Annotated in this window: 13 protein-coding genes; 10 read left to right on the top strand and 3 right to left on the bottom strand. The window is 65.9% G+C overall.

Features of this window, described 5'->3' with window-relative positions; genetic code table 11:
• The first annotated feature begins 13 nt into the window (after positions 1-13).
• The 4 genes from pyrF to ASE39_RS12260 all read left to right on the top strand — a co-directional run bounded on the left by pyrF (position 14) and on the right by ASE39_RS12260 (position 3,896).
• Positions 14-841 (top strand): orotidine-5'-phosphate decarboxylase, encoded by an 828-nt coding sequence (pyrF, locus tag ASE39_RS12275; RefSeq protein ID WP_010464634.1) that lies wholly within the window; start codon positions 14-16, stop codon positions 839-841.
• Between the two features lie 53 nt (positions 842-894).
• Positions 895-1,791, top strand: coding sequence for a LysR family transcriptional regulator (locus ASE39_RS12270; RefSeq protein ID WP_010464635.1), 897 nt, complete (start codon positions 895-897; stop codon positions 1,789-1,791).
• A 123-nt stretch (positions 1,792-1,914) separates the two neighbouring features.
• On the top strand, positions 1,915-2,898 hold the full coding sequence (locus ASE39_RS12265) for a tripartite tricarboxylate transporter substrate-binding protein (protein WP_057271296.1): 984 nt from the start codon (positions 1,915-1,917) through the stop codon (positions 2,896-2,898).
• Positions 2,895-3,896 (top strand): succinylglutamate desuccinylase/aspartoacylase family protein, encoded by a 1,002-nt coding sequence (locus tag ASE39_RS12260; RefSeq protein WP_199864272.1) that lies wholly within the window; start codon positions 2,895-2,897, stop codon positions 3,894-3,896. Before ASE39_RS12265 ends, ASE39_RS12260 begins: the two co-directional genes overlap by 4 nt.
• Before the next feature lie 43 nt (positions 3,897-3,939).
• Here ASE39_RS12260 and ASE39_RS12255 read toward each other — a convergent pair whose 3' ends face one another.
• Both ASE39_RS12255 and ASE39_RS12250 read right to left on the bottom strand, forming a co-directional pair.
• Positions 3,940-5,058, bottom strand: coding sequence for a LuxR C-terminal-related transcriptional regulator (locus ASE39_RS12255; protein ID WP_029414158.1), 1,119 nt, complete (start codon positions 5,056-5,058; stop codon positions 3,940-3,942).
• 246 nt (positions 5,059-5,304) lie between these two features.
• Positions 5,305-7,911, bottom strand: coding sequence for an FG-GAP-like repeat-containing protein (locus ASE39_RS12250; protein WP_081474668.1), 2,607 nt, complete (start codon positions 7,909-7,911; stop codon positions 5,305-5,307).
• A gap of 319 nt (positions 7,912-8,230) precedes the next feature.
• Between ASE39_RS12250 and ASE39_RS12245 the strand changes: the two genes are divergently transcribed.
• From ASE39_RS12245 to ASE39_RS12225, 5 genes are all read left to right on the top strand, one after another.
• Positions 8,231-8,899 (top strand): hypothetical protein, encoded by a 669-nt coding sequence (locus tag ASE39_RS12245; protein WP_139019209.1) that lies wholly within the window; start codon positions 8,231-8,233, stop codon positions 8,897-8,899.
• Positions 8,900-8,956: 57 nt separating this feature from the next.
• Positions 8,957-9,625 carry an IPTL-CTERM sorting domain-containing protein gene (locus ASE39_RS12240; protein WP_010464646.1) on the top strand — a complete coding sequence of 223 codons (669 nt, stop codon included), beginning with the start codon at positions 8,957-8,959 and terminating at the stop codon, positions 9,623-9,625.
• 97 nt (positions 9,626-9,722) lie between these two features.
• Entirely contained in the window at positions 9,723-10,139 is a 417-nt protein-coding gene (locus tag ASE39_RS12235) for a globin domain-containing protein (RefSeq protein WP_010464648.1), read from the top strand.
• Between the two features lie 25 nt (positions 10,140-10,164).
• Entirely contained in the window at positions 10,165-10,530 is a 366-nt protein-coding gene (locus tag ASE39_RS12230; protein WP_081474681.1) for a hypothetical protein, read from the top strand.
• A 26-nt stretch (positions 10,531-10,556) separates the two neighbouring features.
• Positions 10,557-11,486: a DKNYY domain-containing protein gene (locus ASE39_RS12225; RefSeq protein ID WP_057271294.1), complete on the top strand. Its 930-nt coding sequence runs from the start codon at positions 10,557-10,559 to the stop codon at positions 11,484-11,486.
• 103 nt (positions 11,487-11,589) lie between these two features.
• Here ASE39_RS12225 and ASE39_RS12220 read toward each other — a convergent pair whose 3' ends face one another.
• Entirely contained in the window at positions 11,590-12,030 is a 441-nt protein-coding gene (locus tag ASE39_RS12220; RefSeq protein WP_010464655.1) for a hotdog domain-containing protein, read from the bottom strand.
• A 279-nt stretch (positions 12,031-12,309) separates the two neighbouring features.
• Between ASE39_RS12220 and ASE39_RS12215 the strand changes: the two genes are divergently transcribed.
• Positions 12,310-14,292 carry a methyl-accepting chemotaxis protein gene (locus ASE39_RS12215; protein WP_010464657.1) on the top strand — a complete coding sequence of 661 codons (1,983 nt, stop codon included), beginning with the start codon at positions 12,310-12,312 and terminating at the stop codon, positions 14,290-14,292.
• Positions 14,293-14,354: the final 62 nt, after the last annotated feature.

Below are 14,354 nucleotides of genomic sequence, written 5' to 3'. Positions count from 1 at the left end.
TAAAATCACGCCCATGACCTTCACCGACATGCTGCGCGACGCCACGGCGCAAAACAACTCCCTGCTGTGCGTGGGCCTGGACCCGGAACCGACGCGGTTTCCTGCCGGGATGCAGGGCGACCCGCACAAGATCTATGACTTTTGCGCCGCCATCGTGGACGCCACGGCCGACCTGGTGTGTGCCTTCAAGCCCCAGATCGCCTACTTCGCCGCGCACAGCGCCGAAGACCAGCTCGAGCGCCTGATGCAGCACATACGTGCCAATGCGCCACACGTACCGGTGATCCTGGACGCCAAGCGCGGCGACATCGGCTCCACGGCCGAGCAGTACGCCAAGGAGGCCTTCGAGCGCTACGGTGCCGATGCCGTCACGCTGTCGCCGTTCATGGGCTTCGACTCCATCGAGCCCTACCTGGCCTACCACGGTAAGGGCGCCTTCCTGCTGTGCCGCACCTCCAACCCGGGCGGCGACGACCTGCAGACCCAGCGCCTGGCCAGCGTCGAAGGCCAGCCGCTGATGTACGAACACGTGGCACGCCTGGCGCAAGGGCCCTGGAACAAAAACGGCCAGCTCGGCCTGGTGGTGGGCGCCACCTACCCGCAGGAAATCGAGCGCGTGCGCGCCATTGCGCCCACGCTGCCGCTGCTGATCCCGGGTGTGGGCGCTCAGGGCGGCGACGCCGCAGCCACCGTGCGCGCCGGGCTGCGCGATGGCGGTCCGATCATCGTGAACTCCTCGCGCTCCATCCTTTACGCCTCGAAGGGCGACGACTTTGCTACGGCAGCGCGCACCGAGGCGCAGCGCACCCGCGCCGTGCTCGAAGCAGCCCGCGTGCGCTGACCCTCGCCGACGGCACCTTCAGCCCCCAACGCTGCGGCACCTGGATCGCCACCATGCAGCTCAAGTGGCTAGAAGATTTCATCGTGTTGGCGCAGGAGCGCAGCTTCACCCGCGCCGCCGAACTGCGGCATGTCACGCACCCGGCCTTCGGCCGCCGCATCCGCGCGCTGGAAGCCTGGGCAGGCACGCCGCTGGTCGAACGCGCCGGTGGCCCGGTCACCCTCACACCCGCAGGACTGAGCTTTCTGGAGACGGCGGGACAGCTGGCGCGCAATTTGGCGCAGTCGCACGAGGAGCTGCAAAGCCTGGCCGGCCGGCAGGCCCGCACGGTGACGCTCGCCACCGGCCGCACGCTGGCACGCACCGTGGTGGCCGACTGGCTGGTGCGCCTGCAGCCCATTTTGCAGGGCGGCGAACTGTGCATCCGCACCCGGGCACTGGCCGACACCGTCGCACTGCTGGAACGCAATGAGGCCGACTTCTCGCTGGTCTACCACCACCCGGCACTGGCGGTGCGGCTGGATGCGCGCCAGTTCATGCATGTAACCGTGGCGTCCGACCGGCTGGTGCCCATCTCGCGGGCGACGGCACAGGGTCAGGCGCTGCACCGCTTCGGGCAGGACCACCTGCCGGTGCCTTACCTGGCCTATGCGCCCCAGCTCGCTCTGGGGCGGCTGGTGGAAGACCATCTGGCACACAACCCGAATGCGCCCCGGCTTCAGCGCGTGGTGGAGTGCGATTCGGCAGACGCACACTACGAATACGTGCAAAAGGGCCTGGGCGTGGCCTGGTTGCCCTGGTCCATGGTGCATGCGGACTGCCTGGCCAAGCGCCTCGCGCCGGCGGGTGATGCGCGCATGGAAGTGCGTTTTGACGTACGCCTGTACCGCCCCAAGCGCCGCCTGGGCCCGCTGGCCGAGGCACTGTGGAAAGCCCTGGCCCAGCGCTGACACCCCGGGTTTGCCCGAAGGGGACGAACCACTTTGGCACAAACTGGTGCCAGTTCAGCACCACAGACACCGGCCCGCCTTTTCACAATGGTTCCACCACAAGAACCCCCACCCGGAGCCCCCATGCGAACCACCCACCCCTTGCCACGCCGCGCCGCCCTGTTGTGCGGTCTGGCCGCCCTGGTTGCCCCTGCGGCCATGGCGCAAGATGCCGCCTATCCCTCCAAGCCCATCACCATCGTTGTGGGCTACCCCCCGGGCGGCAGCACCGACCTGACCGCGCGCACCGTGGCGACCGAGCTGGGCAACAAACTGGGCGTACCGGTGGTGATCGAGAACATCGGCGGCGCCGGTGGCGCCATCGGCGCGCAGAAGGTGGCCAGCAGCGCGCCGGACGGCTACACCCTGCTCGTGGGTGCCAGCAACGAGATCGCCATCAACAAGCTGGTGACCAAGAAGGTGAAGTACGACGTGAAGGACTTCACCGCCATCGGCCTGATCGCCTCGCAGCCGCTGGTGCTGGTGGCGTCCACCGGCGCGGGCGTGAAGAACCTTGCCGAGTTCACGCAGAAGGTCTCCAAGAACCCCGGCAAGTTCAGCTATGGCAGCTCGGGCGTGGGCACCTCGCTGCATCTCGCGGGCGAGATGGTCAAGGAACAGGGCAAGCTGTTCATGACCCACATCCCCTACCGCGGCATAGCGCCGCTGACCAACGACCTCATGGGCAACAACCTGGAATACGGCGTGTTCGTGCTCTCCAGCGGCCTGCCGCACATCAAGAGCGGCAAGGTGATCGCCCTGGGCACCACCGAAGCCAAACGCTCGGCCGCCACCCCTGACATCCCCGCCCTGGCCGAAACCGCGCAGTACAAGAACGTGGACATCGGCGTGTGGTTTGCCCTCATGGCGCCTGCGAATCTGCCCAAGCCGGTGTTCGACAAGGTGAAGAAGGCCCTGAACGACAGCCTGCAGTCGCCCGACGTCCGCAAGAAGATGGAAGCCACCGGCTCCACCGTCGCGGCCACCAACGTGAACATCGACCAGTACCTGGCTGCCGAAGTGGCCAAGTACAAGAAGATCGTCGAATTCGCCAAGATCGAAGAATGAACCGCAACGACGACCTTCACCGCAGCATGGTGCCACCGCTCACCTTCAAACTGCCTGCGCCCGACATCAGCGCCTGGCGTGCCGGCAACACCGGCACCGAAGGCGTGTGGCACTTCGACTCGGGCCTGCCCGGGCGCCACGCGATGATCAGCGCGCTGGTGCACGGCAACGAGCTGTGCGGCGCCTGGGCGCTCAAAGGCCTGCTGGAGGCCGGCGTGCGCCCGCAGCAGGGCACGCTCACCCTCGCGTTCTGCAACCTTGAAGCGTTTGACCGCTTCGACGCCAGCAGCCACGACGCCTCGCGCTTCACCGACGAAGACCTCAACCGCCAGTGGCTGGACGAGCGCATCGACGCGGCCGACACGGCTGAGCGCCGCCGGGCCGCCGCGTTGCGCCCTTTTGTGGCCCGCGCAGACTGGCTGCTCGACATCCACTCCATGCACGAGCCCTCGGCACCGCTGCTGCTCACCGGCACTCAGCCGCGCAACCTGGAGCTGGCGCGTGCCATGCGCTCGCCCGAACACGTCGTGGTGGACGCAGGCCACAAGGACGGCGTTCGCATGCGCGACTACGGCCGCTTCGGTTGGCTGGACGCCGAGGGTGGGGACACCCGCTCCCTGCTCATCGAATGCGGCTTCCACGGTGACCCCGCAAGCCGCGCGGTGGCGCAGGACCAGTGTGTGCGTTTCCTCGCGCAGTCCGGCGTGCTCAGCGCCGAGGCCTTGGCGCAGCAGTTGCCCGACTGGTGCCTGCCCGATGCGCCCCGCCAGTGGGCGCTGGAAGTGACCGGCCCCGTGGTCGCCACCAGCAGCGCCTTCCGCTTCGTGGCGCCATACACCGGGCTGGAGGTCTTCGAGAAGGCCGGCACGGTGATCGGAGACAACGATGGTGTGCCCGTGGCCACGCCCTATGACAACTGCGTGCTCGTGATGCCCTCGGTGCGGCAGGCCCGCGCGGGCGTGACGGTAGTGCGCTTTGCCCGGCGGCGGCCACTGTAGCAAGCGGCAAGCCCTTGCCAAATGACGAGGGGTTTTGTCGCTGCTACGTCTGCAAATACGCCTGCAGCTCCTTGCGGCTCTGCACGCCCAGCCGCGTATAGATCTGTCGCCGGTGGTAGGTGGCCGTGTTGGCGCTGATGCCCATGCGCTTGGCGATCTGGTCCTCGGGTACGCCACGCACCAGCCAGTAGGCCAGCTCATGCTGGCGCTGCGGCAAGCCCAGCGCGCGCAGCGTGGGCAGAAGGTGCGCTACACGCGCCACACGCTGTGTGATGTGGATGCCCACCACCCGGTCGTTGTGGCTGCCACCTTCCCCGGATCCCGCCGCAGCGGCCATCTGCGTGGCGCGCAGAGAAAACCAACCGCTGGCATTGTTCAGGTCCAGTTGCGGCAGCTCGGGCGCCTGGCCCCAGTCCGTGTTGCCCTCCCCCACCGATCGCATGCGTTCCAATAAAAAGCGCAGCGCAGGCGGCAGCTCACTGCGGCGGTACCAGCGCAGGCCAAAGGCCAACGCCATCAGCCGATCCGCCTGGGGCGACGTCCACAGTAGCCTGCCCTCCGCCGTGGCGACCAGCATGGCGCTGTCTTGCACCACACTGCCCTGCGCATCCATCTCACCGGGCTGCAACGCACGCGCCAGCCACGGTGCGAGCTGTTCCAGCAGGGCGATCTCCCCGGACACAAAGCGCGGCGCGCCGGGCTTGCGGCACAGCTTGAGCGAGCCCAAGCCGCGACCCTGCGGCGTGCGCAGCACCAGGCTCAGAAAATCCTGCCACTCCGAAGGCCGCGCCAGCTCGTTGTAGAAATCGCTGCGAATGAATTCATGGCGGGAGACTTGGAGGATCTGCTCCATCGCCAGCACCCCATGCTCATGGCGCACGGCGGCGGCGAAGTCGTGCAGGCTGTAGCGCACCAGCTTGAGCTCTTGCACCATCATTTGGGGATCGAAATAGCGGTGCATCCACTCGCGCGCGGGCGACGGCTCGATGTACGCATCCAGCACTCCGTCGGCATCGGGGTGAAAGTACACGCCCGTATCGAAGCCGATCAGCTGGTGCAGTTCGTGCAGCACGAGCTCGATGAGCTGGGGGCCGGTGAAATCCAGGCAGGCCATGTGCTGCAGGCGGGCGAGGGCGTGCTGCTGCGTGCGAGAAAGAGACATGGAGGTAGGGCGTGGCAGGTGCGCGCATCCATGCAGCACCTGGCAGCAGCGTAACGCAAGGACGATGGAAATTTCAACGGTGTGAATCGCAGGCACCCGCCCAGACACGCCGTGAACAAACTTCTCGCACTCCTCGCCCTGGCCACCGGCACCCACACTGGCGCGAGCGCCTGCGCACGTTGAAGAACAGCAAGGCGGACACCACTGTGGACGCCTGCGGCCCTCAGTGGTGGCCCCCTGGACGGGTTATCGCCGCATGCGGCGCCGGACGAAGGCCAGCATGGCCAACGACAGGCCCATCAGTGCCAGCGGACTGTTCATGGGCACCGACACAGGGTCGCCGCCCCCGCCAGGCGGGATGGCTCCCGCGGTGTTCGTCAAGTCAAACGTCTGCGTGACAGGTTGCTCCAGCACGGTGTCGTACACCACGGCGCTGACCTGGTGCAAGCCCACCGCGGCGCTAGCGGTGGCCGTGACTTCCGCGAAACCATTGGCATCGGCCAGCGCGCTTTCGGCAGACAGCACCACCCCGCCAGCGGTCGTGAAATAGACACGCACTTGCGGCGTGCTGCTGCCGTCCCAGCCAGTGACTTTCACGCGCAGTTTCTGGGCAAAGGTGGTATTGATCGGCGTGCTTTGGGGGGTACCGCTCACCGTGGTCATGAACTTGGGCAGATCCGCCACGTTTCTCAGCACGCGGTTTTGGGGGCTGACCAACGAACTGCCTTGCACGCTGGCCTTCACCGAGTAGGTGCCGACAAACCCGTTGGCCGTCCCGCTCACCTGTGCGTTGCCCGCAGCATTGGTCACCGCCGTCAGTGTGGAGAAGCTCGCCGTGGCACCCGATACCGGATCGGTCGTGATGGCAAAAACAACCGTTGCGCCTTGCACCGGGTTGCCAAAAAAGTCCTGCACGTGCGCCGTGACAGGTGCCGAGAACGGCTTGGTGACGTACGTCCATTGCGGCGTGGACACGTCAAAGGCAATGGCGGCGGCGGCGCCGGCCGGCGCGGAGTTCGACAGCTTGATCGAGACGCCGGTGGTGCCAGGCGCCGTGGCACTGACACTGTAGGCGCCAGACTTGCCCGTGGCGGTGGCCGAGACCGCCGCGAACCCGTTCGCATCCGTCACTGCGGTGGACGACGACAGCACCACGCGCGACGGTACGCTGGGGCCGCCGAACGTTACCGTGACACCGGCCTTCGGATTGTTCGACGCATCGGTCACCCGCACTTGCAGCGGTGTGCCAAAGGCCGTGTTGACCAGGGTGATCTGGTTGTTGCCTGCCGTGACCGCCAGACTGTCCGTGTTGGTATTGCACAAATTGAAGAGTGGCACATTGCCCAGGCTGGTGATGAATCCCTTCATCTGATAACAACCCATCACGCCATTGGCAACCGGGGTATAGCTAAAGACACCTTGCGCATTGGTGGTGCCCGAGCCAGTGGACGCGATGGGCAGGCTGGGGCCGGGGTTCACCGGGGTAATACTCACCGCCAAGCCCGGCACGCCCACGCCATTGCTGTCGAGCACCTTGATCGACAGGGGTTGCGCAAAAGGGGTGTTGAACACCGTGCTCTGCGGCGTGCCGGTCGTCGCGATGGACGAAGCAGCGAGGGCAATGGTCTCGAAAACAGCAATTTTCCCGGCCCCCGGGCCTGAGGTCACGAGATCGGCGCGGCCATCGCGGTTGAGATCAATGGCAGCGAGCATGCGCGTGACCGAATAGCCAATATGCTCATTCAATACAAAGCTGTGGTTGGCTTGCTGCAACCCCACATAACCATCCGAGATTACGTCCAGCCGGCCGTCACCATTCACATCGGCCACGATGACTCGCCCCATGTCACGGCCACCACCGTTGGAAACCCCCGTGGTGAAAAGCTTGGTGGAAGGCAAGAATATGCCGTTGCCAACGCCTTTGGCCAGCCACACCCCCTGGCCGTAAATGTTCTGCATGAGCAAATCGAGTTTGCCATCTCCATCGATATCAGCGACTTCAATATCGCCAATATTGCCGACACTACCTCCCGCGCCAAGAATCTGCGCTTGGGGCGCAAACGATCCGTTGCCCGCCCCTTTCAGCCATGAAACCGTTCCCCCGCTGACGGCGTCTGAAAAAACCAGGTCGGGCTCCCCATCCCCGTCAATATCGGCCACCTGTGCTTCTCGCACAGATTTATTCATGGACAGTCCGCTGTAGGTCACCTCGTGCTGCCCCACCAGAAGGAAATTACCGAAACCGATATTCTGCAAAACCTCAAAATAAGAGGTTCCACCGAAATTTCCGGGATCGTACACAGCGACAACGATGTCCAATCTTCCGTCATGGTTCAAGTCGGCGAGCATGGGGTTTGAAGCACCATAATCACTCGCATCCGCAAGCCCTGGCCGCTGCGGAACAAAAGCGCTGAAGTCCCCATTGCTGTTGCCTGAGCCCTTCAATACGGATACGCCCAGATTGTCGGTAATCACCAAATCAATCTTGCCATCTCCATCGATGTCGCCAGCGGAGATACCGTTGGCTTTTTGCAGACCGAACACCAGATTATTGAAATCATGCTTCAACGCCAGGCCGCCAATGGGGGTGCCTAGGTAAATGAGAAGCTGGTCGGTTTCGCTGTTGAGAACCGCTAGGTCGGGGTAGCCATCGTTGTTGAAGTCCGCGCTCACTGCGGCAGTCGAAACGTTGGGGGCATTGCTGGCGCTATTGGCCTGCAAATCGGGCGGGCCATAGATATTGGCCGCTTGCGCTGGCAACGCTATTGCGCAGAAAGCGGCGGCTGCAGCGATGCCAGCGGCAGCACGTTTCGCCTTTTGCATCCATCTGCTGGCTATTTGGGGAGTTTTCATGGCTCTTGAATCCGACTGTTTCACTCGAATCAGTTTAGGAAGCCCAGTCCCCCAGCGCCCCACCCCTAGGGATGGGTGCAGCCACAAATCTTCCTGTACTCAGCATCCCCCGAGGTAGCAAGCCAGCGAACAGTTGCGCCAGCGCGCAAAACCAGCCCCCCGCCATCCCACCCTCAGGGGTGGGGCGCCGCGCCGGGGGAATCCATAGACTGGACGGCAGACGCTAAATTGCTCCTAAAAACATAGCTTTTTGTGCTTGATGGACAAGCGCGGGGGCGGTTTTTCTGCCATTTTTCCCAACACATCCACTCACCGCCCCATGCGAAAACACCTTGCCCTCCTGGCCCTGGCCACCTTTGCCCACGCAGGTGTCTGGGCCGCCACCTACAGCTACACCAACAACGGCTACGCCCCCGCCAGCCTGCACAACTACACGGCGCCCTGCGGCGGAGGCAGCTGCGCCAACTTCACCGCTGCCATGGCCCCGACGGCCACCTTCACCACGGCCGTGCCGCTGGCGCCCAACTTGGTCAATAGCGATGTTCTTCTTCCGGGCGGCAACATCCTTGCGTACACGGTGTTCGACGGGGTTACCACCTATACCCTGGGTGACCCGCAGGTGACGGGGTACCAGGTAAGGGCCTCCACCGATGCCACAGGCCAATTGACGGCGCTGTCGATGATCGTCATGCGCTGGCAGGCCCCCGGCCCGCACGGCGGCGCCAACATGCGGCTGGACGCGGTCAACACCAACTCCGGCGCGTACCACAACGTGATATGCCTGGCGGTCGATGTCGAAGACCGATGCACCGCCTGGGAGGGGTTCGGCAGCATCGACGGCAACACCAGTTGGGCAAACGTAGGCGCGTTGCCTGCGGGCGCTGTACAGGCCGTGCCGGTGGACAACCCTTTTGCCTTGTTGCTGACGGCCGCCGGCCTGCTCGGCATCGCCTTGCGCGGGCGGCGAGAGTTACTCCTCAAAAGATAGCTGCCCGCGCTTGGTACACGTTGCTTTAAGACTTTTTTATACAAAAACTCCAACACAATGAAAAAAACTCTTCTCCTGCTGGCCGCGCTTTTCGTCCAGGCCAGCGCCTGGGCGGCCACCTATACCTATGCAGGCCCGCCCTACAGCGCCACCAATCTGCACAACTACACCAACTGCATTCCAGGCTTTGGCAACTGCGGTACCTACACCACTGCCATGGCGCAGGCAGGCTCGTTCACCACAGCGGCGCCTCTGCCAGGCAATCTCAATTTCACCGACATCACAGCGCAGGTCACTTCGTTCTCGTTCTCCGACGGATTGACCACCTACTCCAGCAGCGACCCGCAGGTGACGCTGGTGAGCGTCATGGCCACCACCACCGGAGGAATCCTTGAGTTCGGCGTGATCGTTCAGCGCTGGCAAGCATCTGCCCCTCACGCAGTGGGCGATCATCTCGACCAGATGAACATCCATCTTGGCGGTAGCCACAACGCGGAGTGCCAGACCGTGCCCGTGTCCACAACGCAAGGCGCCATCATGTGTGGCACGACCTATGTGGGCGACGTGTACTCCAGTTGGCACGACACCAACACGGGCGGCGTCTGGACGCTTGCCGCCACGCCGCCCGCGGCGCCCACGGCAGTGCCCACGCTCGGCGAATGGGGCCTGGTGCTGCTGGCCGGGCTATTGGCCGCACTGGGCCTGCGCCAGCGCCGCGAGGCTTGATTTTTCTTTCTGATTCATTCGTCGCTGCGGGCAACGGCTTGTGTCCCGTGTCGTGCAGGACAACAACCCGCGTTCTTTTTCCTTCAGGAGTTTCCCCGTGTCCCCCGAACAAATCCATCTGGTGCGCCAGAGCTTTGCGCAGGTTGCGCCCGTCGCCGCGCAGGCAGGCGTGCTGTTCTATGCCAAGCTGTTCGCACGCGACCCCGCCATCCAGGGGTTGTTCGAGTCGTCCGACATGCACATGCAGGCACGCAAGCTGCTGGACATGATCGGCAACGCCGTGCGGCTGCTCGACCATCCCGAGCGGCTAGACCCCGCGCTGCGTTCGCTGGGCCAGCGCCACACGGGCTATGGCGTGCAGGCCGCGCACTACGACACGGTGGGCGCAGCCCTGCTGGAGACGCTGTCCGATGCGCTGGGCGGTACCTTCACCCCCGCGACCCGAGAAGCCTGGACCGCGATGTATTCCCACGTGGCACGCACCATGCAAGCGGGTGCCACGCCGCCGAACTAGCACAATGAACCGCATGAGCACCACCATGCCCCGCACAACGCCCCGTCTTCGCGCCAGCGCCGCCGCCTGGGTGGCGGTCGCACTGGCCACTTCTGCAGTCACTGCCATGGCCCAAGCCTCAACCCCCTTGCTGTTCAAGATCGTCACCGTGCGCGACGAGGTCATCGTCGCCGTGCCGCCGGACGAGGCCGGTGCCCTGCGCCCCGAGGCCGCCGCCATCGGCCAGGCCCTGGCCGCCAAGGGCGCGCTCACCCTCTGGCAATACGCACCGCGCAAAGGGGCCGACGGCGCGCTGGAGATGGCGCCCCGCGCCAAGATCAGCGTGCTGGCGCACGACAGCCTGCGCGTGGAGCCGTACACCGCAGCGGTGCGGGTCGTTCCGGTGCAGTAAGCCCGCCGCGCGCCGTTGCGCCTCCCATGCAGAACGAGAATGGCACGCTTCAGCAGGCCCCCACCGGGTTCGCCCGCGTGTGTGCGCTGGCGCTCGGGGCGCTGGCCGCACTGTGCGGCTGCGACGGTGGCGCGGGTTACCAGCGAGGCTGGGCGGGGGGCTGGACCTACGGCGGCGCGGCCTTCACCCCGGGCGACCCCACAACGTTCCAGCCGCTCTCGCCACACTTTGGGCGCGACGCGCAGCAAGGCTACTGCCGGGGCAGCGCAGTGGAGGGCAGCGAGGGCGCCACGTTCGAAGCCCTGTCGGAACACGAGGCACGCGACAGCCGTGCGGTCTACTACTGCAAAACCTACCGCAAGGCGCAGGAGTATTGGGCCTACCAGCACCTGCGCACCACCACCATCCCCGGCGCCGATGCGGCCAGCTACCGCGTGCTGGCCCACGGCCATGCCCACGACCGGCATCGCGCCTACGACCGGGGCCAGCCTTTCGCCGTGCGCGATGCGGCCAGCTTCGAGCCGCTCAGCCCCCGCTTTGCGCGCGATGCGCAGCGCGGCTACTTCGAGCATGCCGAGATTCCCGCCAGCCACGGCCCAAGCTTTGCGCTGATGGACGAAGACGACCCCGGCTACGCACGCGACCGCACCCACGCCTGGCACGGCCACATCGAGGTCAATCAGCCCGACCGGGGGCCGCACCCCGTGTTGCGTCTCCTGCGCGGCGCTGACCTGGCCACGCTGCGCGCCCTGGGGCGTGGCTACGCGGCCGATGCGCGGCGGGTTTGGTACCAGGGCGAGCCGCTGGCGCGGGCGGATGCGGCCAGTTTCACCGTGCTGTCCAATGCGACTGCGACTGCGACTGCGGACGTGGACGTGGATGCGCGCGACCGCACGCAGGCATGGCAGCGGGGGCGTATCGTGGCTGGCAAGGACCCTGGCCCGGCCGCAAGGTGAGGCACTGCCGTGCCCACACCAGCGGCTCTCCAGCGGCAGGGGCTTGCCCTGCGTTGTGAAGGCCTGGGGACAACCGCAGTGTTTTAACTCCGCCTGCGCGCCCTCATTGCGCCGCCCGCGCGGCGTCCACATGCGCCTTCACCCGCTGCGCCAGGGCCATGTCACCCGGGGTTTCGGGGCTCCATTTGTCAATGGTGCGGGGCTGCTCGTCGGCGTCCACCGCCGTGTAGACCGCCACGCAGTGCAGCACCTCTTGCTGCTGTGCGCTGTGGACGCTGCCGCTGCGCACCTCCACCGCCAGGTGCATCGAGGTGTCGGTGGTAAAGGCCAGGCGGGCATGCACCTCCACCAGGTCCCCCGGCCGGATGGGGCGCGTGAAATTCGCGCCACCGACAAACTCGGTGATACACGGCCCCTGGGCCCAGGCACTCGCGCAGGCAAAGCCCGCTTCGTCCACCCAGCGCAGCACGGTGCCGCCGGGCACGCGGCCAGCCTGCGGCAGGGTGCTTTGAGACGCCAGGAAACGCAGGGTGATCGATTGCATGCGGGGTGCTCCAAAGGACGGGATGGGTTCATTATTCTCCAGCGCACCATTTGCCGCGGCGCTGCCCGAGCCGACCGAGGGGCGGTGCGGGACGCCCAGCGGGCACACACGCGGTGCTGCAAAAAATTGACCTGAGTCAAAACCCTACTGAAGACAGACCCCTACATTGCGTTACATTCCGCGCGGTCTGATGGAGGGCCGCATCCCAGTCGGCGGGTGCCGACACCCCGCCCCTGAGGTCTATCTTTTTGCGCACACATTGACCGTGCGCCTACTGCCATGTCACTTCTGCACCGGTTAAACCTGCTCGAAAAATTCCTCATCCTGGGAACCCTCGGGCTCATGATGAGCGCGCTGCCCACCTACCTGACGGTGCGCGATTCGCTGCACGCCATTGGCCACGCGCACCACGAGGCGCAGGGCGTGGTCCCCGCACAGGCGCTGACCCGGCTGGTGCAGCAGATGCAGGTGCACCGGGGCCTGTCGGTGGGCATGCTCGGTGGCGACGAAACCCTGGCAGCGCGCCGCCCCGCCGCGCGCGATGCCGTCAACACGGCCCTGGACGATGTCACCACCCGCTTTGCGGCCGCCAAGGTGCCCGCCCCCCAGATGGCCACCTGGACCCAGGCCCAGCAGACCTGGCGCACGCTGGAGCAGGCCGTGGCCGCACGCAGCATCGAGCAGGCCCAGAGCACGGCGCAGCACACGCAGCTCATCGCGTCGCTGCTGCAGCTCAACGAATCCTTGCTGCATGCCTATGGCCTGCAGATCGACCCTGACGCCGACACCCACGCGCTGATCCAGGCCTCGCTGGTGCAGGCGCCCATGCTGGGCGAAAAGCTGGGCATGCTGCGCGCCCAAGGCGCCAGCGCACTGGGCAAGCACGAGCTGACGCCCCAGGGCAAGGGCCAGCTGCTGGTGCTGCAGCAGCGTGTGGCCGAGCTGCAGGCCGACACCTTCCGCGGGCTGGACCGCGCCCTGCAGGGCAACCCCGATCTGCAGCGCGCCCTGGGCAGCAGCGCACGGGCGGTGCAGGGCCAGATCCAGCAATCGCTGCAGATGGCCGAGCGCGACGTGATCAACGCCAGCGAACTCCAGCTGCCCTCCAAGGACTATTTCGACGCGTTCACCCGCACCATCGAAGCGCTGAACGCACTCAACAACCTGTCCATGGCCAGCCTGGACCAGGCCCTGCAGGCCCGGGTGTCCGACCTGCAGCGGGGGCTGCTGTGGGTGGCGCTGGCCCTGGTGGTCACGCTGTCGACCACCAGCGGCATGGCGCTGGTGTTTGTGCGCTCGATGACCGGGCCGCTGACGCAGGCCGTGGCGCTGTCGCGTGCCGTGGCGCAGGGTGACCTGAGCGGCGGCGTGCTGCCCCACGGCACCAACGAAGTTGGCCAGCTGCTGGAAGCCCTGATGCAGATGCGCACCCAGCTCACGCAGGTGGTGCGCCAGGTGCGCAACGGGTCTGAAAATGTGGCCACGGCCAGCGTGCAGATTGCCCAGGGCAACACCGACCTGTCGGCACGCACCGAAAGCCAGGCCAGCGCGCTCGAAGAAACCGCCGCCTCGATGGAGCAGCTCAACGCCACCGTGCGCCAGAACGCCGACAGTGCCCAGCAGGCCAGCCAGTTGGCCGCGAGCGCCAGCACCGTGGCCGTGCAGGGCGGCGAGGTGGTGGCCCAGGTGGTGGACACCATGCAGGGCATCAACGCCTCGTCGCAGAAGATCTCGGACATCATCGGCGTGATCGACTCCATCGCATTCCAGACCAACATCCTCGCGCTCAACGCGGCCGTGGAAGCCGCTCGCGCGGGCGAACAAGGCCGGGGTTTTGCCGTGGTGGCCAGTGAGGTGCGCAGCCTGGCCGGGCGCAGTGCGGAGGCCGCGCGCGAGATCAAGGCCCTCATCAGCGCCAGCGTGGAGCGCGTGGAGCAAGGCACGGCCCTGGTGGACCGCGCGGGCAGCACCATGACCGAGGTGGTGGCGTCCATCCGCCGCGTGACCGACATCGTGGGCGAGATCAGCGCGGCCAGCCACGAACAATCGCTGGGTGTGGCCCAGGTGGGCGAGGCCGTGACGCAGATGGACCAGGTCACGCAGCAAAACGCCGCCCTGGTCGAGGAAATGGCCGCCGCCGCCAGCAGCCTGCAAAACCAGGCCGAAGACCTGGTGCATGTGGTGTCGGTGTTCCGGCTGGGGGACGAAGGCCAGGGCCAGCACAGGGCACCACGCCCCACGAATTCGCTACGAATTCAATAGCTATTGGCGCTTACCCATCAAGCGCTAGCGGCCATTTTTATTCAAATTCTGCGCGCCCCGTG

It is taken from the genome of Acidovorax sp. Root267 (genome assembly GCF_001429215.1).
GTDB lineage: Bacteria > Pseudomonadota > Gammaproteobacteria > Burkholderiales > Burkholderiaceae_C > Acidovorax > Acidovorax radicis.
The sequence above is the reverse complement of the archived record's forward strand: the minus strand, read 5'-3'. Positions and strand labels throughout refer to the sequence as shown.

Coding starts and splice junctions, on each gene's coding strand:
- ASE39_RS12250 (WP_081474668.1), bottom strand. CDS start 7,911: ATGAAAACTCCCCAAATAGCCAGCAGATGGATGCAAAAGGCGAAACGT.
- ASE39_RS12260 (WP_199864272.1), top strand. CDS start 2,895: ATGAACCGCAACGACGACCTTCACCGCAGCATGGTGCCACCGCTCACC.
- ASE39_RS12240 (WP_010464646.1), top strand. CDS start 8,957: ATGAAAAAAACTCTTCTCCTGCTGGCCGCGCTTTTCGTCCAGGCCAGC.
- pyrF (WP_010464634.1), top strand. CDS start 14: ATGACCTTCACCGACATGCTGCGCGACGCCACGGCGCAAAACAACTCC.
- ASE39_RS12230 (WP_081474681.1), top strand. CDS start 10,165: ATGCCCCGCACAACGCCCCGTCTTCGCGCCAGCGCCGCCGCCTGGGTG.
- ASE39_RS12245 (WP_139019209.1), top strand. CDS start 8,231: ATGCGAAAACACCTTGCCCTCCTGGCCCTGGCCACCTTTGCCCACGCA.
- ASE39_RS12270 (WP_010464635.1), top strand. CDS start 895: ATGCAGCTCAAGTGGCTAGAAGATTTCATCGTGTTGGCGCAGGAGCGC.
- ASE39_RS12265 (WP_057271296.1), top strand. CDS start 1,915: ATGCGAACCACCCACCCCTTGCCACGCCGCGCCGCCCTGTTGTGCGGT.
- ASE39_RS12255 (WP_029414158.1), bottom strand. CDS start 5,058: ATGTCTCTTTCTCGCACGCAGCAGCACGCCCTCGCCCGCCTGCAGCAC.
- ASE39_RS12220 (WP_010464655.1), bottom strand. CDS start 12,030: ATGCAATCGATCACCCTGCGTTTCCTGGCGTCTCAAAGCACCCTGCCG.
- ASE39_RS12215 (WP_010464657.1), top strand. CDS start 12,310: ATGTCACTTCTGCACCGGTTAAACCTGCTCGAAAAATTCCTCATCCTG.
- ASE39_RS12225 (WP_057271294.1), top strand. CDS start 10,557: ATGCAGAACGAGAATGGCACGCTTCAGCAGGCCCCCACCGGGTTCGCC.